Annotated in this window: 16 protein-coding genes, 1 other RNA gene and 1 pseudogene; 4 read left to right on the forward strand and 14 right to left on the reverse strand. The window is 72.2% G+C overall.

Translation table 11 applies throughout. The features are described 5' to 3' along the window. Positions 1 to 343 precede the first annotated feature (343 nt). The 7 genes from ACGFYQ_RS26670 to ACGFYQ_RS26700 all read right to left on the reverse strand — a co-directional run bounded on the left by ACGFYQ_RS26670 (position 344) and on the right by ACGFYQ_RS26700 (position 9732). Positions 344 to 1747 (reverse strand): NAD-dependent malic enzyme, encoded by a 1404-nt coding sequence (locus ACGFYQ_RS26670; protein WP_393748004.1) that lies wholly within the window; start codon positions 1745 to 1747, stop codon positions 344 to 346. A gap of 458 nt (positions 1748 to 2205) precedes the next feature. After that, a complete protein-coding gene (locus ACGFYQ_RS26675) occupies positions 2206 to 4512 on the reverse strand; it encodes a HelD family protein (protein WP_393748006.1) in 2307 nt (768 codons plus the stop codon). Between the two features lie 93 nt (positions 4513 to 4605). Continuing rightward, positions 4606 to 5151 (reverse strand): CGNR zinc finger domain-containing protein, encoded by a 546-nt coding sequence (locus ACGFYQ_RS26680; protein WP_393748008.1) that lies wholly within the window; start codon positions 5149 to 5151, stop codon positions 4606 to 4608. Between the two features lie 285 nt (positions 5152 to 5436). Continuing rightward, entirely contained in the window at positions 5437 to 5985 is a 549-nt protein-coding gene (locus ACGFYQ_RS26685) for a GNAT family N-acetyltransferase (protein ID WP_393748010.1), read from the reverse strand. Between the two features lie 46 nt (positions 5986 to 6031). Beyond that, positions 6032 to 7183: a uroporphyrinogen-III synthase gene (locus ACGFYQ_RS26690; RefSeq protein ID WP_393748012.1), complete on the reverse strand. Its 1152-nt coding sequence runs from the start codon at positions 7181 to 7183 to the stop codon at positions 6032 to 6034. 106 nt (positions 7184 to 7289) lie between these two features. Next, the gene (locus ACGFYQ_RS26695; RefSeq protein WP_393748014.1) at positions 7290 to 8660 is read right to left on the reverse strand and encodes an MFS transporter; all 1371 of its coding nucleotides are present in this window, start codon (positions 8658 to 8660) and stop codon (positions 7290 to 7292) included. A gap of 97 nt (positions 8661 to 8757) precedes the next feature. Further along, a complete protein-coding gene (locus tag ACGFYQ_RS26700; protein ID WP_393748016.1) occupies positions 8758 to 9732 on the reverse strand; it encodes a LysR family transcriptional regulator in 975 nt (324 codons plus the stop codon). A 94-nt stretch (positions 9733 to 9826) separates the two neighbouring features. Between ACGFYQ_RS26700 and ACGFYQ_RS26705 the strand changes: the two are divergent. Further along, positions 9827 to 11095, forward strand: a pseudogene (locus tag ACGFYQ_RS26705) (MFS transporter). Positions 11096 to 11124: 29 nt separating this feature from the next. After that, positions 11125 to 11400 carry a type II toxin-antitoxin system Phd/YefM family antitoxin gene (locus ACGFYQ_RS26710; protein ID WP_393748018.1) on the forward strand — a complete coding sequence of 92 codons (276 nt, stop codon included), beginning with the start codon at positions 11125 to 11127 and terminating at the stop codon, positions 11398 to 11400. A gap of 106 nt (positions 11401 to 11506) precedes the next feature. Here ACGFYQ_RS26710 and ssrA read toward each other — a convergent pair. The 5 genes from ssrA to ftsE form a co-directional block, all read right to left on the reverse strand. Beyond that, positions 11507 to 11895: a transfer-messenger RNA gene (gene ssrA, locus ACGFYQ_RS26715) on the reverse strand. Positions 11896 to 11979: 84 nt separating this feature from the next. Continuing rightward, the gene (gene smpB, locus ACGFYQ_RS26720; protein ID WP_393748020.1) at positions 11980 to 12465 is read right to left on the reverse strand and encodes an SsrA-binding protein SmpB; all 486 of its coding nucleotides are present in this window, start codon (positions 12463 to 12465) and stop codon (positions 11980 to 11982) included. Positions 12466 to 12483: 18 nt separating this feature from the next. After that, positions 12484 to 13665 (reverse strand): S41 family peptidase, encoded by a 1182-nt coding sequence (locus ACGFYQ_RS26725; RefSeq protein WP_393748022.1) that lies wholly within the window; start codon positions 13663 to 13665, stop codon positions 12484 to 12486. A gap of 67 nt (positions 13666 to 13732) precedes the next feature. Then, on the reverse strand, positions 13733 to 14698 hold the full coding sequence (ftsX, locus tag ACGFYQ_RS26730) for a permease-like cell division protein FtsX (RefSeq protein ID WP_362392190.1): 966 nt from the start codon (positions 14696 to 14698) through the stop codon (positions 13733 to 13735). Positions 14699 to 14715: 17 nt separating this feature from the next. Further along, positions 14716 to 15405, reverse strand: a complete 690-nt coding sequence (gene ftsE, locus ACGFYQ_RS26735; protein ID WP_328925968.1) for a cell division ATP-binding protein FtsE — start codon at positions 15403 to 15405, stop codon at positions 14716 to 14718. A gap of 238 nt (positions 15406 to 15643) precedes the next feature. On the opposite strand from ftsE, the gene ACGFYQ_RS26740 reads away from it, so the two are divergent. Next, positions 15644 to 15835 (forward strand): hypothetical protein, encoded by a 192-nt coding sequence (locus ACGFYQ_RS26740; RefSeq protein WP_030662818.1) that lies wholly within the window; start codon positions 15644 to 15646, stop codon positions 15833 to 15835. Between the two features lie 87 nt (positions 15836 to 15922). Here the strand turns inward: ACGFYQ_RS26740 and prfB are convergent, their stop codons facing one another. Further along, a complete protein-coding gene (gene prfB, locus ACGFYQ_RS26745; protein ID WP_328925969.1) occupies positions 15923 to 17032 on the reverse strand; it encodes a peptide chain release factor 2 in 1110 nt (369 codons plus the stop codon). 315 nt (positions 17033 to 17347) lie between these two features. On the opposite strand from prfB, the gene ACGFYQ_RS26750 reads away from it, so the two are divergent. Then, the gene (locus tag ACGFYQ_RS26750; protein WP_393748026.1) at positions 17348 to 18352 is read left to right on the forward strand and encodes an isopenicillin N synthase family dioxygenase; all 1005 of its coding nucleotides are present in this window, start codon (positions 17348 to 17350) and stop codon (positions 18350 to 18352) included. A 354-nt stretch (positions 18353 to 18706) separates the two neighbouring features. On the opposite strand, the gene ACGFYQ_RS26755 is transcribed toward ACGFYQ_RS26750, so the two are convergent. Continuing rightward, complete coding sequence (locus ACGFYQ_RS26755) at positions 18707 to 19966, reverse strand: serine/threonine-protein kinase (protein WP_393748028.1); 1260 nt, start codon at positions 19964 to 19966, stop codon at positions 18707 to 18709. Between the last annotated feature and the right edge of the window lie 105 nt (positions 19967 to 20071).

The raw sequence follows: 20071 nt of genomic DNA on the forward strand, positions 1-20071 counted from the left end.
TGCCAGGGCCCTCGGACAGTCCCCGGACCCGGGTCTGAACGTCAGACCCTCTCGCCCGGTTACGCATCCTGCCCCCACCAGCGGCGGGAAAGCCAATCCGGCACCCGCCGGGGTCACACGAAAAGCGCCACAGTCACGCCGCGGTGACCCTCCGTCCACGTCCTCGCTCAGACTCTGCTGCGGACCGCGGACCTCGCGGGCATCCCCGCAACCCTAGAGGCGGCCCGGCGGGCCCGCATCCCGCGACGCGCCGGGATCAGGAGTCCGTGAGGGCGGTCACAGCCCGGGCGCGGCCCGGGCGCGGCGCCCTCACGGCGGCGGTGACGGACGGCCGTCGGCCCCGTCAGGCCGTGGAGGCGGCCTTGCGGACGGCGCCCGCGACCGCACCCGCGACCTTGTCGTTGAACACCGACGGGATGATGTAGTTCGCGTTCAGCTCGTCCTCGCCGACGACGTCCGCCAGGGCGGTCGCGGCGGCCAGCATCATGTCGGTGTTCACCGTCCGCGACTGGGCGTCCAGCAGGCCGCGGAAGACACCCGGGAAGACCAGCACGTTGTTGATCTGGTTCGGGAAGTCGGAGCGGCCCGTGGCCACCACGGCGGCGGTCTGGCGGGCGACGGCCGGGTCCACCTCGGGGTCCGGGTTCGCGAGCGCGAACACGATCGCACCCTCCGCCATCGCGGCCACGTCCTCGCCGGACAGCACGTTCGGGGCCGAGACGCCGATGAAGACGTCGGCGCCGACCACGGCCTCCTTCAGAGTGCCCGTGTAGCCCTCGGGGTTGGTGTTGTCGGCGATCCAGCGCAGCGGGGAGTCGGGGGCCGCGTCGACGAGGTCGGGGCGGTCCGCGTGCACGACTCCGTGGATGTCGGCGCTGACGGCGTTCTTGACGCCCGCCGCGAGGAGCAGCTTGAGGATGGCCGTACCGGCCGCGCCGGCGCCCGACATGACCACCTTGACGTCCCCAACTGCCTTGCCCACGACGCGAAGTGCGTTGGTGAGCGCGGCGAGCACGACGATCGCGGTGCCGTGCTGGTCGTCGTGGAAGACGGGGATGTCGAGGGCCTCGCGCAGCCGGGCCTCGATCTCGAAGCAGCGCGGCGCGGAGATGTCCTCCAGGTTGATGCCGGCGAAGCCCGGGGCGATGGCCTTGACGATCGCGACGATCTCGTCGGAATCCTGGGTGTCGAGGCAGATCGGCCACGCGTCGATGCCGGCGAACCGCTTGAAGAGGGCCGCCTTGCCCTCCATGACGGGCAGGGCGGCCATCGGGCCGATGTTGCCCAGGCCCAGCACGGCGGAGCCGTCCGTCACGACTGCGACGGAGTTGCGCTTGATGGTGAGGCGGCGTGCGTCCTCGGGGTTCTCGGCGATCGCCATGCACACGCGGGCCACGCCCGGGGTGTAGATCATCGACAGGTCGTCACGGTTGCGGATGGGGTGCTTGGACGCCATCTCGATCTTGCCGCCGAGGTGCATGAGGAAGGTTCGGTCGGAGACCTTGCCGAGGCTGACGCCCTCGATCCCGCGCAGCTTCTCGACGATCTCGTCCGCGTGCGCGGTGGAGGTCGCGGCGATGGTGACGTCGATCCGGAGCTTCTCGTGGCCGGAGGCGGTCACGTCGAGGCCGGTGACCGAGCCGCCGGAGGACTCCACGGCGGTGGTGAGCTGGGAGACCGCGGTTCCGCTCGCGGGCACTTCCAGGCGGACCGTCATCGAATACGAGACGCTGGGCGCCGTTGCCATGGCCGTGTTCCTCTTCTGTCCCTGGTTTTCGCTGTACACACAGGGCCCGGCACACAGCTGGTGTGGCAGGACCTGTTGTCCGATCGTCCCACCTACCCGCCGGTACAAGGTAACCAGCTACAAATTTCGGAAGAACACTTCCACCATACGAGATAGCCGGGGCCCTTCGGAATGGTGGGTCCATACAAAACAGGTCCGCGCCCCCCACGGAGTGGAGGGCGCGGACCTGGTGATGCATCTACGTCGGTGATGCAACTACGTCTATGACACCGACCCGCCATGCTCGCCTCGCGGCAAGTGGTCGCTCTAAGCGACGAAGGTTGGGCCCGGGGGCTTGGATCGAGTCGGTGCCTTCACCAGGCTAACAAAGGATCGCCGGATACGGTCCCCCTCCCGGCAGCCGGTTCCGCACACCACGCTCCTGGCGGCGGACCATACGGCCGAACGGCCCGGGAGCCCTACGGAACCAGCAGCTCCGGCACCCCGTCCGCGTCGGGCTCGTCCCGGTCGCCCGAGACCACCGTCAGCTGCTGCGTCGCGCGCGTCAGCGCCACGTACAGCACCCGCAGGCCCGCCGGGGACTCGTCCGCGATCTCCGCCGGGGAGACGACCACCGTGGCGTCGTACTCCAGGCCCTTGGCCTCCAGGCTGCCCAGCGCCACCGCCCGCTCGCCGAGGTCGGCGAGCCAGCCCGCCGCCTCCGCGCGGCGGTCCATGGCGACGACGACACCGACGGTGCCGTCCACCTGCTCCAGCAGCCTGCGGGTCTCCTCCCGGACCGCTGCGCCCAGATCGCCCCGCGCGGCCGTGAAACGGGGCTCCAGGCCCGTGGAACGCACCGCCGACGGCGGTTCCATGCCGGGCATCGCCAGGCGCAGCACCCGGGAGGCGACCTCGGCGACCTCGGCCGGGTTGCGGTAGTTCACGGTCAGGGTGAACCGCCGGCGCGGCCGGGACCCCAGGGCCTCGTCGCGGGCCGCGGCCGCCTCCTCCGGGTCGGTCCAGGAGGACTGCGCCGGGTCGCCGACCACCGTCCAGGTGCCCATCCGGCCCCGGCGGCCCACCATCCGCCACTGCATCGGCGTCAGGTCCTGGGCCTCGTCCACGATGACGTGCGCGTACTCGGTGCGTTCCGCCGCGAGCCGCTCGGCCCGCTCCCACTGGGTCTCCTCGCGGGTCGGCATCAGCTCCTCCAGCCCGCTGAGCTGGTCCAGCGGGTCCAGCTCCCGCCTCCGCCTCGGCCGTGCGGGGGCGCCGAGCAGCTGCTGGAGCTCGTCCAGCAGCGCCACGTCGTGCACGGAGAGCGGGCCCTTGCCGTCCGGACCGACCCGGCGCAGCGACCGCGCCAGCTGGCGGGTCTCGCGCGGGTTCAGGTCCCGGCGCGACCAGCGGCCGAGCTTGCGCTCGTCGGCCATCGCGGCGAGGACCTTGCGCGGCGTCAGCTCCGGCCACCACGCGTTCAGGAACTCGATGAAGGCGTCCTCGGTGGAGATGTCCTCGTCGAAGGCGGAGCGCAGCTCGGCGGCCAGCTCCGGGTCGCTGTGCCGGCCCGCCCCGCCGGACTTCGCGTACAGCGCGTCGAGCAGCAGCTTGCGGGCGCGCGGGCGCAGCAGGTTGACGGGCGCGGTGCCGCCGAGCACGTTCTGCCGGATCCGGTTCAGCTCGCCGGCCTCCAGCTCCTGGCGGCGGCCGAAGGCCACGACCCGGAGCCGATCGGGGGCGTTGCCGAGCTCCAGAGCGCCCCGTACGGCCTTGCGCAGCACCTTCAGCATCCGCGAGGAGCCCTTGATCCGGGCCACGGCCGGGTCGTCGTACGTGGTCGCCTCGGCGCCGTCGACCAGCGAGCCCAGCGCGCGGATGGCGACCTGGCCCTCCTCGCCGAGGGAGGGCAGCACGCCTTCGGTGTACGCGACGAGCAGCGGGGTCGGGGAGACGATCAGGATGCCGCCGGAGTAGCGGCGGCGGTCCTGGTAGAGCAGGTAGGCGGCACGGTGCAGGGCGACGGCGGTCTTGCCGGTGCCGGGCCCGCCCGCGACCTCGGCGACGGAGGCGGCGGGAGCGCGGATGACCAGGTCCTGCTCGGCCTGGATGGAGGAGACGATGTCCCGCATGGAGTGCGTACGGGCCCGCCCGAGCGCGGCCATCAGGGCGCCGTCGCCGAGGGCGGGGAGCTCCTGGCCGTCGAGGAAGGCGGTGACCTCGGGGCGCATCAGGTCGTCCTCGACGCCGAGCACCTTGCGGCCCTTGGAGCGGATGACGCGGCGGCGCACGACGCGGCCGGGGTCCTTGGGCGTGGAGCGGTAGAACGGCGCGGCGGCCGGCGCGCGCCAGTCGATGACCAGCGGCGCGTAGTCGGAGTCCAGGACTCCGATGCGGCCGATGTGCAGCGTCTCGGCGATGTCGGCCGTGAGGTCCTCGCGGATCGCGTCGTCGGCCGGATCGACCGACGTGTAGGCGCCGTCCGGCCCCTTCTCCCCGTCCTTGCCCAGCACCAGGTCGATGCGGCCGAAGAGGAAGTCCTCGAACTCGTTGTTGAGCCGGTTCAGGTGGATGCCCGCCCGGAAGACCTGCGCGTCGCGCTCGGCGAGGGCCCCGGGGGTGCCCACCTGACCGCGTTTGGCGGCGTCGTTCATCAGGAACTCGGCCTCGTGGATCTTCTCCTCAAGGCGTCTGTACACCTGGTCGAGATGCGTCTGCTCGACCGCGATCTCCCGATCGCGGACGGAATCCGCCGTGCTGTCGACAGCGGCATTCTGCGCGGCCACCAAGGCCCCCTTCTGACGTGCATGGGCGACCGTCAACCGTACGCGAATCGGCACCCTGTCCGCACGCCCGTTCCGGAACCGGCGGGGCGGGGCCTACACCGACCCCGCGGCCAGGGCCCGGCGGCGGTGCCGGGCGACGCGCTCCCGGTTGCCGCACAGCTCGCTGGAGCACCAGCGGCGCCGGTGCCCGCGGGAAGTGTCCAGGTAGACCCGGGTGCAGCCGTCGCCCTCACAGGCCCGCAGCAGCGCCAGGTCGCCGGGGTCGGTCAGCAGCTCGACGGCGTCCCGGGCGACGGCAGCGAGCAGCGCGCCGCACTCCACGCCGCCGCACAGCTCCCGTACGAGGTGGCCTTCCTGGTCCCGTACGGCACACAGGCCCGGGGGTGGCCCGGCGGCCAGTGCGTTGACCCGGGCGAGTGCGTGTTCGTCGGGGCCGGTGCCGTCCAGCTCCGCCCGTACGAGGGTCTCCACATCGCCGCGCAGGTCCCGGAAGGCGGCCGCCCAGTCGGGGCCGACCCGGGTGAGCGGCGTCCGGTCGGGCACCAGCCCGGCCCCGGCGAGCCACTGCCGCAGCTCGTCGCCGTCCCGGATCTCCTCGGCCACCAGGTCCAGGCAGACCCGCCCGGCGTCGAACCGCATGCCCGTCACCGCCTCGCGTCTTGGGGGCGCCCCACCAGAGTGCCCCTCGCCGCCGCGCAGCGGAACCCCCCGTGCGGGTGCGGCCCCACCGCTGCGCGGAGCCTCTCCCCACCCCGCCCTTCCCCCGTTCCCCGGGCTCCGCCCGGACCCGCGCCTCAAAGTCCCCCAGCTACCGCTGGGAGGTGCCCCCAGGCGGGGCTGGCAGGCGGCATCAGCCACATCCAGCCCCGCCGGAGTTTGAGGCGCGGGGTCTGGGGCGGAGCCCCAGGCCGCCCGCCAGGGCGGTCAACGGCCCGGCGGGGCGTCGTGCAGCAGTCGCTGGAAGAGGCGGTGGTCCCGCCAGGCACCGTTGATGTGGAGGTACCGCGGTGCGACGCCGTACGGCTCGAAGCCCGCCTTCGCCAGCACCCGCTGCGAGGCCAGGTTGTCGAGCAGGGTCCCGGCCTCCACCCGGTGCAGGCCCAGGTCGTCGCGGGCGGTCCGGCACACCTCTTCCAGGGCCGCCGTGGCCACGCCCTTGCCGTGCCAGGCCCGGTCCACCCAGTAGCCGACGCCCCCGCTGCACAGCGGCCCGAGCGCGATCGAGCCCAGGTTGATCGCACCGACCGGCTCACCCGTGGCCGCCGCGACCAGCACGTACGGGACCATCCGCCCGGCGTCCTGCTCGGCGAGCATGCCCTCGATCCGGGCCCGCTGCCCCTGCTCGGTGTAGAAGTCCTCCGGCCGGACCGGCTCGAAGGGCGCCATGTACGCCCGGTTCCGCGCGAACGCCTCGGCCAGCCCGGCGGCGTCGCCGGGCCCGAGGCCCCTCATCTCCACCCCGTCAACGATCATCCGGGCACGCTAACCCAGGCCCTCCCCCGACCGGCACCCCCGCCGGTCATCCCGCCGGGGCGTCCGCGTACTTGACCTCCCCGCCCGCGTCCAGCGACAGCCGGTACCCCCGCTTGACCACGGTCTGGATCATCTTCGGCTCCCCCAGCGCCGCCCTCAGCCGGGCCATCGCCGTCTCCACGGCGTGCTCGTCGCGCCCCGCCCCCGGCAGGGCCCGCAGCAGCTCGCCGCGGGCCACCACCCACCCCGGCCGCCGGGCCAGCGCCCGCAGCAGCGCCATCCCGGCCGGCGGCACGGGCCGCAGCTCCGCGTCCACCAGGACCGCGTGCCCGCGGATCTCCACCCGGTGCCCGGCCACCGGCAGCACCCGCGCCCGGCCCGGCAGCTCCTGGCAGAGCAACTGCACCAGCGGGCCCAGCCGGAACCGCTCCGGCTGCACCGTGTCCACCCCGTGCGCCTGCAACGGCAGCGCGGTCACCGGCCCCACGCACGCCGACACCACCCCGCCCCGCAGAGCCGCCAGCACGGCCTCCCGCACGCCCCGCTCCTCGGCCCGGGACAGCAGCGAGGCCGCCGCCGGGGCCGAGGTGAAGCTGACCGCGTCCACCCCGCCGGCGACCACCGCGTCCAGCAGCCGGTCCAGCGGCGCGAGGTCCTCCGGCGCCATCCACCGGTACACGGGGACCACCACCACGTCGGCCCCGCCGGCCCGCAGCGCCTCCACGAAACCGGGCAGCGGCTCCCCGTGCAGCTGGAGCGCGATCCGCCGCCCGGCCACCCCGGCCGACAGCAGCCGTTCCAGTACCTCGGCGAGCGATTCCGAGTCCGGCGACCAGGTCTCCACCAGCCCGGCGGCCCGGATCGCGCCCTTCACCTTCGGTCCGCGCGCCAGCAGTTCGGTGGTCCGCAGCCGCGCCAGCAGCTCTTCGCCGATCCCCCAGCCGTCGGCGGCCTCGATCCACCCGCGGAACCCGATGGCGGTGGTGGCGACCACCGCGTCCGGAGCGCAGCCGATCAGCTCCTTGGTGGCGGCGAGCAGTTCGCTGTCGTCGGCGAGCGGCACGATCCGCAGCGCGGGCGCGTGCAGCACGGCGGCCCCGCGCCGGCGCAGCAGGGCGATCAGTTCGTCCGCCCGGCGGGCGGCGGTGACCCCGACGGTGAAACCTGCGAGCGGCCCGGTGTGCGTGTCGTCGTACATGGTGACCTGCCTTGCCCAGTGGGTCGGTGTCGCGCGGCTGGAACCGAGCCTGCCAAGTCGGCGTGTCAGGCTCGGTTCCCCCGCATTTCGCCCCCGTTAACGGCCATTACACCGACGTGAGCTGCGGCTTCGCCGCCACCTCGGCGCCCGGGACGATCACCGCGGCCGGCCGGCGAAGGTATACCGCCCACGTCACGGCGCAGCACACCCCGTAGAAGCCGAGGAAGGTCACGAAGGCGGCCGTCCCCGACCCGGAGCTCAGGAACGCCTCCCGGAAGACCAGGTTGATGCCGAGCCCGCCGAGCGCGCCCACCGCGCCGATCAGCCCCATCGAGGCTCCGGACAGCCGCCGCCCGTATGCGGCCGCGCCCTCGCCGCTCATGCCGCGGGCCAGCGCCTTGGCCTGGAAGATCCCGGGGATCATCTTGTACGTCGACCCGTTGCCGAGGCCGCTCAGCGCGAAGAGCGCCACGAATCCGACCAGGAACACCGGCAGCGACTCCCGTACCGAGGCCAGGACGACGACCCCGGTCGCGGCGGCCATCGCCACGAAGGTGGCGAGGGTGATCCGCGCCCCGCCGAACCGGTCCGCCAGCGCCCCGCCCACCGGCCGGATCAGGGAGCCGAGCAGCGGTCCGATGAAGGTCAGCGAGGCCGCCTGGAGCGGGGTGCGGCCGAACTGCGTCTGGAGCACCAGCCCGAAGGCGAAGCTGTAGCCGATGAAGGACCCGAAGGTGCCGATGTAGAGGAAGGACATGATCCAGGTGTGCGGCTCGCGGACCGCCTCGCGCACCGCGCCGGTGTCGTTGCGTACGGGTGCCAGGTTGTCCATCCGCAGCGCCGCGAGCGCCGCGGCGGCCACGATCAGCGGGATGTACGCGCCGAGCAGCAGCCGTGGGTGCCCGGCTCCGGCGGTGGCGATGACCAGCAGCGCGGCGAGCTGCACCACGGGGACGCCGATGTTCCCCCCGCCCGCGTTCAGCCCGAGCGCCCATCCTTTCTTGCGCAGCGGGAAGAAGGCGTTGATGTTCGTCATCGACGAGGCGAAGTTGCCGCCGCCGACGCCGGTCAGGGCGGCCACGGCGAGAAAGGTGCCGTACGAGGTCCCGGGCTCCATGACCAGCAGCGCGGCCACGGTCGGCGCGAGCAGGAGCAGGGCGCTGACGACGGTCCAGTTCCGGCCGCCGAAGCGGGCGACGGCGAAGGTGTACGGCACCCGCACGACCGCGCCCACCACGGTCGCCGTCGCGATCAGGGAGAACTTCCCGGCCGGGTCGATCCCGTACTGCGGTCCCATGAAGAGGACCATCACCGACCACAGCGACCAGATGGAGAACCCGATGTGCTCGGAGAGCACCGAGTAGAGCAGGTTGCGGCGGGCGGTCCGCTCGCCCGTCTCCTTCCAGAACGTCTCGTCCTCGGGATCCCACCGCTCGATCCAGCGGCCCCCCTTGCGCGGTGCGGTCGTACCGGTCATCTCACGCCTCCACTGATGTCGCGTCCGTGGTGACGATCTTAGGAACGGCGCGTTTCAGCCTCGGTCCCCGCCGGATGACCGCCGGGAAACCTTGCTCTCACCCACCGCCGGGACCCTGTGTGAGCCGTGCCGGGGTCCAGCTCCCGGGCGGCGGTACGAGCCACCCCCGGTCGGCGGCCAGACCCGTGGCCGCGGCGCGCAGTGCGTCCAGCCCGGGATGGCCGAATCCCTTGCGCCACACCATCGACAGCGGGGACAGCGGCACGGGGTCGGTCAGCGGCCGCTTCACGCAGCCGGGCATGTCGAGGAAGTCCACCGTCGCCAGTACCGGATGGCCGGTCTTCACCATCACCCGGCGGAACTCCTCCTTCCCCACGGCCACGGGGGCGGGCGGCGCCACCTCGATCCCGCGCCCGGCGAACAGCTCGCGCGCGAGCCCCGTCCACTCCACGGTCCGCGGGTTCCCGGCTCCCGCGTACACGGTCTCCCCGGCCAGCTCGTCCAGGCGTACGGCGGCCCGCGCTGCCAGGGCGTGCCCCTCGGGCAGCAGCACGGCGAGCGGCTCGTACCGTACGGGCGCCTGCTCGAGCCGTGCCCGCAGCGCCGGGGCCAGGCCGTCGGCGTACCCGAAGGAGACGTCGAGCCGGCCGGCCGCGATCTCGGCGGCGGCGTGGGTGAGCCCGCTCTCGAACCGGGCCATCAGCTCGCAGTCCGGGGCGAGTTCGCGGGCCCGTTCCAGGACGTGGCGTCCTGTGCTGGGCCCGTCGGTGTTCAGGTCGACGAGCAGCGCGCGGGGGCCGGAGTCAGCGCCGAAGGCGGCGGCCAGTTCCTCGTGCGCGCGCAGCACCCGCCGGGCCAGGGGCAGCAGCCGCTCCCCGTCGGGGGTCAGCTCCACCGCGCGGGTGGTCCGTACGAACAGGCTGGTGTCCAGGGACTGTTCGAGCCGCCGGACGTCCCGGCTGAGGGCCTGCTGGGCGACGTAGAGGCGGGCGGCGGCGCGGGTGAAGTGCAACTCCTCGGCGGCCGCGACGAACCCGCGCAGGAGCCGGGGGTCCACATCACGGGGCATCATCCCCGGAGACTAACAACAGAAGGGAGTTAATGGGTCCCGAACAGGTGTTGGACGGTGGGCCGGGTCCCGGCCGAGGGTGGTGGTCATGCCCCTCATGACCGTCACCGGCACCACGCTCGTCCTCGCCGCGCCGCCCGCCCCGGCCGCCCCGGCCACCCCCGCCCCGCGGCCCCCCGGCCCGTACCGCCGCCTGTTCGCCCTGCCCGGCACCCGCGCCTTCACCGCCGGGAACCTCCTCGCCCGGCTCCCCATGGGCATGTTCGGGATCAGCGCGGTCATGATGATCGCCGGCCAGCGCGGCTCGTACGCCCTCGCCGGGGCGGTCACCGCGACCGGGCTGGCCGCCACGGCACTGGTCGCGCCCTGGACGGCCCGGCTGGTCGACCGCCACGGCCAGGCCCGGATCGCCCTCCCGGCCACCCTGATCGCGGTCCTCGGCTCCCTCTCCCTGATCGTGTGCGTCCGTACGGAGGCCCCGGCCTGGACCCTCTTCGCCTCGTACGCCGCGACCGCCACCACCCCCAACATCGGCGGCATGTCCCGCGCCCGCTGGACGCACCTGCTGCGCGACTCCCCGGCCTCGCACCACACGGCGATGTCCTTCGAGTAGGCCGCCGACGAGCTGTGCTTCATGCTCGGCCCGGTGCTGGCGGCCTTCCTCTGCACGGCCGTCTTCCCCGAGGCGGGCACCGTCACCGGCGCGGCCCTGTTCCTCACGGGGATGCTGCTCTTCACCGCCCAGCGCGCCACGGAGCCCCCGGTGACCGGGGTGGCGGCGGCCCGGCGCGGCTCTCCGCTGCGCGCCCTGGGCCCGCTGCTGGTCCTCTTCCTCTGCCTGGGCCTGGTCTTCGGCTCGATGGAGGTCACCTCGATCGCCTACCTCGACGCCGCGGGCCTGGGCGCCACGTCCGGCCTGGTCCTGGCCCTCCAGGCGGCGGGCTCCTGCGCGGCCGGTCTGCTCTACGGCACCCTGCGCCCGCGCGGCCTGGGCACCTGCCTGGCCATCCTGGCCCCGGCGATGGCCCTGCCGGCCGCGGCCGCGGCCACCGGCTCCGTCCTCCTGCTGGCCCCGGCCCTGCTCCTGGCGGGCATGGCCACGGCCCCGACGATGGTCACCGCGATGTCCCGGATCCATGCCCGCACCCCGCAGGGCCGCCTCAACGAGGGCATGACCCTCGCGGTCACCGCCATCTTCGCGGGCATCGCCGCCGGCTCGGCCACGGCGGGCCTGACCATCGACCACCTCGGCCCGTCGGCGGCCTACGCCCTCCCGGTCGCCGCCGCCCTCCTGGCCCTCCCGCTCGGCACGCGCGTCACGCCGCCCGGAGCCGTACAGGATTCCGGTACCCATTTTGTACCGTAAAACCGTACAAGCCATAGTAGGAGTGGACCATGTCCATAAGCGCCAGCGAAGCCCGGGCGAACCTCTTCCCGCTCATCGAGCGCGTCAACACTGATCACGCCCCGGTGCGCATCACGTCTCGCAGTGGCGACGCCGTCCTCATGTCCGCCGACGACTACGACTCCTGGCAGGAGACCGTCTACCTGCTGCGCTCCCCCGCCAACGCCCAGCGCCTGATGGAGGCCGTCGCCCGCGACCGGGCAGGAGTGCCCACCGTCACCAAAACCATGGATGAGCTGCGGGAGCCGACAAGGGGCAAGGAGTGAGGAGCGTCCACTTCGACTGAAGATCCTCAAGGCCGCTACCACTACTGACGGAGCATGACGAAGGCCCGGCCGCCGTATGGCTGCCGGGCCTTTGCCCACATGGGATGAGTGGAGATGGCGGGAATCGAACCCGCGTCCAACGGTGCAGAAGCAGGGCTTCTCCGAGCGCAGTCCGCTGCGCTTTTCTCAGCCCCGGAGATCACACGGACAAGTCTCCGACGGGCTCAGTCACTGTTTGATTTCCCTCCAACCCCCGTGACCGGGGCTAGAGGTTTAGATCCCTTGTTGACGCCAGGATCCGGACCGGGACCACTTCCGGGCTGACGCTCCTCACAGAGGCTTCAGCTCACTGTTATTAGGCAGCGAGGGTGAAGCGGGAGTTATCGCTCTTGGAGTTGGCGATTATTGTTTGCGACATATGGTTAGCGAGATCATTGCCGCTTCCTCGGCTCGCTTCCCCTGCATCGACATCCGCTGTCGAAACCGATCATCCCCATGTTTTTTTAACAAAATGCTCCACCCGCGAGCGGGGGGTGCTGACGCCATGGTACGCGAAGTGGACCACTGCGTGCCAGAAGATTAAACCGTGCCCCGCTGCTTGCGGCGGACCGCCGAGATCGCCCGGTTCGTCTCGCGGGTGTCCTGCTTCTCCCGCAGCGTCTGCCGCTTGTCGTACTCCTTCTTGCCCTTCGCCAGCGCGATCTCGACCTTCGCGCGGCCGTCCTTGAAGTACAGGGACAGGGGCACGATCGTGTGACCCGACTCGTCCGCCTTCCGCTCCAGCTTGTCGATCTCCTCGCGGTGCATGAGGAGCTTGCGCTTGCGGCGGGCACTGTGGTTCGTCCAGGTGCCCTGGCTGTACTCCGGCACGTGCACGTTGTACAGCCAGGCCTCGCGGCCCTCCACCGACACGAAGCCGTCCACCAGCGAGGCCCGGCCCTGGCGCATCGACTTGACCTCGGTGCCCGTGAGCACGAGACCGCACTCGTAGGTGTCGAGGATCGTGTAGTCGTGCCGCGCCTTCTTGTTCTGGGCGATCAGCTTGCGCCCTTTTTCCTTAGCCATAGTGCCGTCATTTTCGCACTACGGACCCACCCCGAGGCCACCCAATACCTTGGCGGCCCGTTCCTCGACCGCCTCGCCCGCCGCCAGGTCCGGGGTGATGCCGCTCCCGTCCAGGCTGCGGCCCCCCGGTGTGCGGTACGTGCCCACCGTCAGCTCGGCCACCGAGCCGTCCGGGAGCTCGGTGGGCATCTGCACCGAGCCCTTGCCGAAGGTCCGGCTGCCGACCGCCACGGCCCGGCCGCGGTCCTGGAGGGCGCCCGTCACCAGCTCGGCCGCGCTCATCGTGCCGCCGTCGACCAGCGCCACCAGCGGCCGGGCCGTGTCCCCGCCCGGCTCCGCGTACAGGGCGCGCTGGTCTCCCCGTACGTCGTACGTCGCGACCAGCCCCCCGTCCAGGAAGGCGGAGGCGGCCGTCACCGCCTCGGCGACCAGCCCGCCCGGGTTGCCGCGCAGGTCGAGCATGACCCCGGCTCCGGGCGGGGCCTCGCGGACCGCGGCCCTGACCCGTTCACCCGAGCCGCGGGTGAAGGAGGCCACCTTGATGACGGTGATCCCGCCCGCGAGCTGCCGTACCGTCACCGGCTCGGTGCGCAGCTGCTCGCGGCGGACGGTCTCGGTGAGATCGGCGCCGTCGCGGCTCAGGTTCAGTACGACGGGGGTGCCGGCCTCGCCGCGCAGTAAGGCGATCACCTCGGTGACGGCCAGGCCGGTGACGGCGTGCCCGTCGACGCTCAGCAGCCGGTCCCCGGCGCGCAGGCCGGCCCGCGCGGCGGGGCCGCCCGGCTGGACCTTGTCGACCTTGATCAGGCCGTCCCGGCCGCGCTCGGCCCACAGGCCGACGCCGGTCCAGCGGCCGTCGAGGCCCTCGGCGAAGGCGGCGTACTCGCCCTGGTCGTAGACGGTGCCCCAGCGGTCGCCGCTGCGGCTGACCACCTCCTGGGCGGCCTTCTTGCCGGACTTCCCCTCGGCGACGGCCTCGGCGGCGGCGCGGGCCACGGCCTCGCGGTCGGCGGTGCCCGCCGCGCGGGGCACCTCGGGCGCCGCGGCCCCCGTACGGGCGGCGAGGGCGGCGGTGGCGTCCTCGCGGTCCCAGCAGCCGGTGCTCGCGGCGGTGCCGACGGCCGCCAGGAAGGCCAACGTCAAAACGGCCCCGCGACGCATGTCGCGGGGCCGGAGACAGAAGGCGGGAAGACCCGGCATGGCGCCGAGTCTAGGACAAGCCCCGCGCCGGTACGGATGGTTGACCAGACCGCTCGCGGGGCGCTTGTCACACCTTCAGGTACTTGCGCAACGCCAGGAAGGCCGCCAGGGAGGGCATCAGGAGACCGATGAAGAGCACGTACGGCAGCTTGCCGATCATCGCTCCCCAGCCCAGGAAGTCGATGAGCTCCATCCTGTCCCGCAGCGCGAAGCCGTGGTCGATCACGAAGTACTGGCCGGAGACGAGCATGCCGCAGGCGAGGACCGCGCCGATGAGGCCGGCGACGGCCGCCTCCATGATGAAGGGGAACTGGATGTAGAAGCTGGAGGCACCCACCAGCCGCATGATCCCCGTCTCCCGCCTGCGGCTGAACGCCGAGACGCGCACGGTGTTGACGATCAGCAGCAGCGCCACGATCAGCATGATCAGCATGATGCCGAGGGCCGCGATGTTGACCGAGTTGAGGAGCCCGAAGAGGGCCTCCAGCGACTGGCGCTGGTCGTCGACGGTGTGGATGCCGTCCCGGCCGACGAAGGCGGAGGTGACGACCTTGTACTTCTCCGGGTCGTTGAGCTTGACCCGGAAGGACTCCTGCATCTGGTCGGGCGTGATGGAGGAGGCCAGCGCCGTGTGCCCGTACTGCTCCTGGTAGTGCTTGTACGCCTCGTCCGCCGACTCGTGGGCGACGGACTTCACCAGGGACATCTGCTTGAGCTCGGACTCGATCTGCTTCTTCTGCTCGTCGGTCACCGCGCCCTTGCGGCAGGTGGCGACCCCCAGGTCGCCCGCCGACCCGGCCGCCTTGTTGGCGGCCTCGGTGGCCTGCTCGGCGTCCTGCTTGTTGCAGAGGTAGATCGAGACGTTGGCCTTGTCGTACCAGTAGCCCTTCATGCTGCTGACCTGCTCGCGCATGAGCAGGGAGCCACCGAACAGGGCCAGCGACAGGGCCACGGAGATGATGACCGCGAAGGTCATGGTGAGATTGCGACGGAGACCGACGCCGATCTCCGACATGACGAACTGGGCGCGCATTGCGTCTCAGGGACCTTTCAGTGCTGGTAGCCGTAGACGCCGCGCGACTGGTCGCGCACGAGTCGGCCCTGTTCGAGTTCGATGACGCGCTTGCGCATCTGGTCGACGATCTGCTGGTCGTGTGTCGCCATGATCACGGTGGTGCCGGTCCGGTTGATCCGGTCCAGCAGCTTCATGATCCCGACGGAGGTCTGCGGGTCGAGGTTGCCGGTGGGCTCGTCCGCGATCAGCAGGGCGGGGCGGTTGACGAAGGCGCGGGCGATGGCCACGCGCTGCTGCTCACCGCCGGAGAGCTCGCCGGGCATCCGCTCCTCCTTGCCGCCCAGGCCGACCAGTTCCAGGACCTGCGGGACGGCCTTGCGGATCTCGCCCCTCGGCTTGCCGATGACCTCCTGCGCGAAGGCCACGTTCTCGGCCACCGTCTTGTTGGGGAGCAGGCGGAAGTCCTGGAACACGGTCCCCAGCTGGCGCCGCATCTGCGGGACCTTCCAGTTGGAGAGCTTGGCGAGGTCCTTCCCCAGGACGTGCACCTGGCCGTGGCTCGCCCGCTCCTCGCGCAGGATGAGCCGCAGGAAGGTGGACTTGCCGGAGCCGGAGGAGCCGACCAGGAAGACGAACTCGCCCTTCGCGATGTCGAGGGAGACATCTCTGAGTGCGGGACGGCTCTGCTTCGGGTAGGACTTGGAGACGCTGTCGAATCGGATCACGGGTGCACCACGGTCGCCGGGAGTAGGTGTGCGTGACCATACGCGAACGGGCGCGAGGTGTGGACCCGGCACCCGGACTTGCCCCTTTTGTCCCCTGGTCCGGGAGGGTCGCGAGCGTGATTGCCCGGACGGGCCGCGCCGAATGCCGGCGAAGCTGGCACAGTGGTAGGGGGAACGGTCTCGTTCCCCACGGCGTTATGTCTAATGAAGTACAGCTGAGGGGCGAGAGGAGGAGCGCATGACATATGACCGGCTCGTGTGCGCGAACTGCGCCGCACCCGTCAGCCAGGGCCGCTGCCCTGTGTGCCGGGCGAACCGGGAGCGCCTCCAGCAGGAGGGCCCCTTCTCCGGACTGAACCCCGTGGCGCTCATCGTCCTCATGGTGGTCCTCGTGGCCGCTCTGGTACTGGTGGCTCAGCAGACCGCGTAGACGTACCGATCATGCCGGACATGCGGACATGACGAAAGGGCCCGGACACCCCTGGTGTCCGGGCCCTACGCGTACGTGTGGGTCCGCTTACGCGGTCTGCTCCTGCTGCTTGCGCCAGCGGATACCGGCCTCCAGGAAGCCGTCGATCTCGCCGTCGAGCACCGCCTGCGGGTTGCCGACCTCGAACTCCGTCCGCAGGTCCTTGACCATCTGGTACGGGTGCAGGACGTAGGACCGCATCTGGTTGCCCCAGGAGCTGCCGCCGTCCTTGAGGGCGTCCATCTTGGCCTGCTCCTCCTGGCGGCGCCGCTCCAGCAGCTTGGCCTGGAGGACGTTCATGGCGCTGGCCTTGTTCTGGATCTGCGAGCGCTCGTTCTGGCAGGAGACGACGATGCCGGTCGGCAGGTGCGTGATGCGCACCGCCGAGTCGGTCGTGTTGACGCCCTGGCCGCCGGGGCCGGAGGCGCGGTACACGTCGATGCGCAGCTCGCCCTCGTCGATCTCGACGTGGTCGCTGGACTCGACGACCGGCAGCACCTCGACGCCCGCGAAGGAGGTCTGGCGGCGGCCCTGGTTGTCGAAGGGCGAGATCCGCACGAGGCGGTGGGTGCCCTGCTCGACGGAGAGGGTGCCGTAGGCGTACGGGGCCTTGACGACGAAGGTGGTCGACTTGATGCCGGCTTCCTCCGCGTACGAGGTCTCGTAGACCTCGGTCGAGTAGCCGTGGCGCTCGGCCCAGCGCAGGTACATGCGCTGGAGGCGCTCGGCGAAGTCGGAGGCGTCGACGCCGCCGGCCTCGGCGCGGATGTTGACCAGGGCCTCGCGCTCGGCGTACTCGCCGGAGAGCAGGGTCCGGACCTCCATCTCGTCCAGCGCCTTGCGGACGGCGACCAGCTCGGTCTCCGCCTCGGCGAGGGTGTCCGCGTCCTCCATCTCCTGGGCGAGCTCGAAGAGGACCGCGAGGTCGTCGATGCGGCCGCGCAGACTCTCGGTCTTGCGGACCTCGGCCTGGAGGTGCGAAAGCTTGCTCGTGATCTTCTGAGCGGCGTCCGGGTCGTCCCACAGGGACGGCGCGGCGGCCTGCTCCTCGAGCACGGCGATATCTGCCCTCAGCTTGTCGAGGTCCAGGACGGCCTCGATCGACCCCATGGTCGAGGAGAGGGACTTCAGCTCTTCGGAAACATCGACGACTGCCACGGGTCCAGCGTAGCCGGTCATCGGAGGGTGCCGTCCGGGCAGGCCGGATCACCCGTACTGATGAACACGAGGACGGGCGTACGCTCACCGTATGACTGTTCTCCTCGTCAAGCGCCGCCATGTGGACCACATGCGTGTCACGACGACGAGCTGTCTGCCGCCGGACCATCCCCAAGCCTGATCCACCCCGATCCGACTTGGTCCTGTTCGCGGCCCAGCGGCCACGGCGCCATCCCTGCCGGCGGCCCTCCCCCTCCCGCGACCCCCGCCACCTGAAGGGGAACAGGACCCCGTGACATCCGAAACGGAGCCGTCATGCCGTCCGCGCACACCTCCCTCCCCGTCCTGGACCTCTCCCAGGCGGACGACCCGGCCCAGCGGGCCGACTTCCTGAAGAAGCTGCACGCGGCTGCCAGGGACACCGGATTCCTGCACCTCACCGGCCATGGCGTCACGGACGCCGAGACCGCCCGGATCCTGGAGCTGACCAGGGCCTTCTTCGCCCTCCCGGAGGCCGACCGGCTCGCCGTGAGCAATCTGAAATCCCCGCACTTCCGCGGCTACACCCGGATCGGGCACGAGCTGACCGGCGGGGCCTCCGACTGGCGCGACCAGCTGGACATCGGGGCCGAGCGGCCCGCGCCGGAGGTCGGGCCGGCCGACCCGCCGTACCTGTGGCTCGAGGGCCCGAACCTGTGGCCGGAGGCCCTCCCGGAGCTCCGTACCGCGGTGCTGGAGTGGCAGTCCCGGCTGGCGGCGGTGGCCCACCGGCTCCTCCAGGAACTGCTGGTCTCGATCGGCGCCCCGTCGGACTTCTTCGACGAGGCCTTCGCGGACCGCCCCCACCTGCACACCAAGCTGATCCGGTACCCGGGATCCGCCCCGACGGGCACGGACCAGGGCGTGGGGGCCCACAAGGACTACGGCTTCCTGACCCTCCTCCTCCAGGACTCGGTGGGCGGGCTCCAGGTGGTCAGCGACGGCGGCTACCTGGACGTGCCGCCGCTGCCGGGGGCGTTCGTGGTCAACCTGGGCGAGCTGCTGGAGATCGCCACGGAGGGCTACCTCACGGCCACGGACCACCGGGTGGTGAGCCCGCCGGGCGCGGTGGAGCGGTACTCGGTGCCGTTCTTCTACAACCCGCGGCTGGACGCGGTCATCGAGACGGTCCCGGGCGACTACCTGCGGTCGGCCCCCGGCATCGCGCACGACGCGTCGAACCCGCTGCACGCGGAGTACGGCCGCAACGAGCTGAAGGGCTGGGTCCGCGCCCACCCGGCCGTCGCGCGACGCTGGCACCCGGAGCTGGTCGGGGCGTAGCCCCCGCCCCCCCGTCGGCGTGCCGTGTGCGGCGCCGCTGCCGGGGGCTCTGCCCCCGGAACCCTCCCCCAGACTCCGTCCGGGGGGACCCCCAGCGCCTCAAACGCCGGCGGGGCTCGATGTGCCCGGCGGCATCCCAGACGTGCGCGCAGCGCAACCCTGCGCGGCGGCGGGGCTGGATTGCCCGGAGGGCAATTTCAGCCCCGCCGGCGTTTGAGGCGCGGGGTGCGGGGCGGAGCCCCGGTCTTTGAGCCCGGCCGGACACAACCGGCCCAGGCGGGCACCATCCAGCCCCGCCGGCGTTTGAGGCGCGGGGTGCGGGGTGGAGCCCCGGCAGCGGCGCCGCTGCCGGGGCTACGGGGTGCGCGGGCCCGATTGTTTGGTGTCCTGGGGGGCGGCCTGGTCGTCGGGGCCCGAGAGGGCGAGCCAGGTGCCGAGCCCCACCGCGGCGGCCAGCGCGACGGCCGCCGCCGACACGGCCAGCCGCCGCTTGCGCGCGGCCTCGGCCCGGTGCCGCGCAGCGCCGGGCCGGTGCCCGCCGGCCGGCCGCGGCACCCGCGCCGTGCCCAGCGCCCCGCCCGCCAGCTCGTCCGGACCCGGCACCCGCATCGAGGTGTGGGTGTCCCGGTTGGAGTCCGTCGCGGAGCCCGGCACCAGCGGGACCACACCCCGGCGGCGTACCGGATCGGCGGCGACGGCGGCCGGTTCCTCCGACGGGCCCGGATCCGGCTCCGCGTCGTCCGGCTCGTCCACGTCCAGCGGCGGCATCCCGGCCAGCAGCGGCAGCAGGTCCCGGAGGCGTGCGGACAGCTCCGAGGCCCGCAGACGCGACGCCGGCGCCTTGGCCAGGCACTGCACGATCAGCTGCCACAGCTCGTCGGGGATCCCGGGCAGCGGGACGACCGTCTCCGTCACGTGCCGGCGCAGCACCGCGCCCGGGTGGCCCCCGCCGAAGGGGGTGAAACCGGCCAGCAGCTCGTACAGGACCGTGGCCAGGGCATATATGTCGACCGCCGCCCGCGGCGGCAGGCCCTCGACGATCTCCGGCGCCAGGTAGTCCGGGGTGCCGATGATCCGGGTGGTCGGGGCCGAGGCCCGGCCCGCGGAGGCCCGCCGCGGGGTGTCGATCAGCTTGGCCACGCCGAAGTCGGTCAGCAGCGCCGGGTGCGCGCCGCCCGGCCCGAGCGGGCCCTGCATGTCCAGCAGGACGTTCTCGGGCTTGACGTCCCGGTGGACGACCCCGGCCGCATGCGCGGCCGCCAGCGCGTCGGCGACGTCCGCGACGATCGCCACGGCCGCCTCGGGGGCGAGCCGCCGCTCGCGGTCGAGGCGCGTGCGCAGGTCCGTACCGCGTACGAGGTCCATGACGAGGGCCAGGTCGTTGCCGTCGACGACGAGGTCGCGGACGGAGACGACGTGCGGATGGTCCAGGCCGAGCAGCGCGCTGCGCTCCTGGACGAACCGTCCGACCAGCTCCTGGTCGGACGCGAGGTCCTCGCGCAGCAGTTTGACGGCGACGGGGCCGTCAGGCCCCTCGCCCAGCCACACCGTGCCCGCGCTGCCGCGCCCCAGGATCTGGTGCGCGGTGTACCGGCTGCCGATCTTCCGTGCCACGACTGCTCCCTCAGCGGCTGGCGTACGCACCAAAGCTACGCGGCCGGGTGGGCGTTGGAGGCCAGCAGGGGCCCGGATTCGCGGCGACCTTCACTTCTGCGGGCG

It is taken from the genome of Streptomyces sp. NPDC048258 (genome assembly GCF_043201995.1).
GTDB lineage: Bacteria > Actinomycetota > Actinomycetes > Streptomycetales > Streptomycetaceae > Streptomyces.

Excerpts from the sequence above, each read along its gene's own strand:
- ACGFYQ_RS26670 (WP_393748004.1), bottom strand. The coding sequence starts at position 1,747 with ATGGCAACGGCGCCCAGCGTCTCGTATTCGATGACGGTCCGCCTGGAA.
- ACGFYQ_RS26680 (WP_393748008.1), bottom strand. The coding sequence starts at position 5,151 with ATGCGGTTCGACGCCGGGCGGGTCTGCCTGGACCTGGTGGCCGAGGAG.
- ACGFYQ_RS26685 (WP_393748010.1), bottom strand. The coding sequence starts at position 5,985 with ATGATCGTTGACGGGGTGGAGATGAGGGGCCTCGGGCCCGGCGACGCC.
- ACGFYQ_RS26690 (WP_393748012.1), bottom strand. The coding sequence starts at position 7,183 with ATGTACGACGACACGCACACCGGGCCGCTCGCAGGTTTCACCGTCGGG.
- ACGFYQ_RS26695 (WP_393748014.1), bottom strand. The coding sequence starts at position 8,660 with ATGACCGGTACGACCGCACCGCGCAAGGGGGGCCGCTGGATCGAGCGG.
- ACGFYQ_RS26700 (WP_393748016.1), bottom strand. The coding sequence starts at position 9,732 with ATGATGCCCCGTGATGTGGACCCCCGGCTCCTGCGCGGGTTCGTCGCG.
- ACGFYQ_RS26710 (WP_393748018.1), top strand. The coding sequence starts at position 11,125 with ATGTCCATAAGCGCCAGCGAAGCCCGGGCGAACCTCTTCCCGCTCATC.
- smpB (WP_393748020.1), bottom strand. The coding sequence starts at position 12,465 with ATGGCTAAGGAAAAAGGGCGCAAGCTGATCGCCCAGAACAAGAAGGCG.
- ACGFYQ_RS26725 (WP_393748022.1), bottom strand. The coding sequence starts at position 13,665 with ATGCCGGGTCTTCCCGCCTTCTGTCTCCGGCCCCGCGACATGCGTCGC.
- ftsX (WP_362392190.1), bottom strand. The coding sequence starts at position 14,698 with ATGCGCGCCCAGTTCGTCATGTCGGAGATCGGCGTCGGTCTCCGTCGC.
- ACGFYQ_RS26740 (WP_030662818.1), top strand. The coding sequence starts at position 15,644 with ATGACATATGACCGGCTCGTGTGCGCGAACTGCGCCGCACCCGTCAGC.
- ACGFYQ_RS26750 (WP_393748026.1), top strand. The coding sequence starts at position 17,348 with ATGCCGTCCGCGCACACCTCCCTCCCCGTCCTGGACCTCTCCCAGGCG.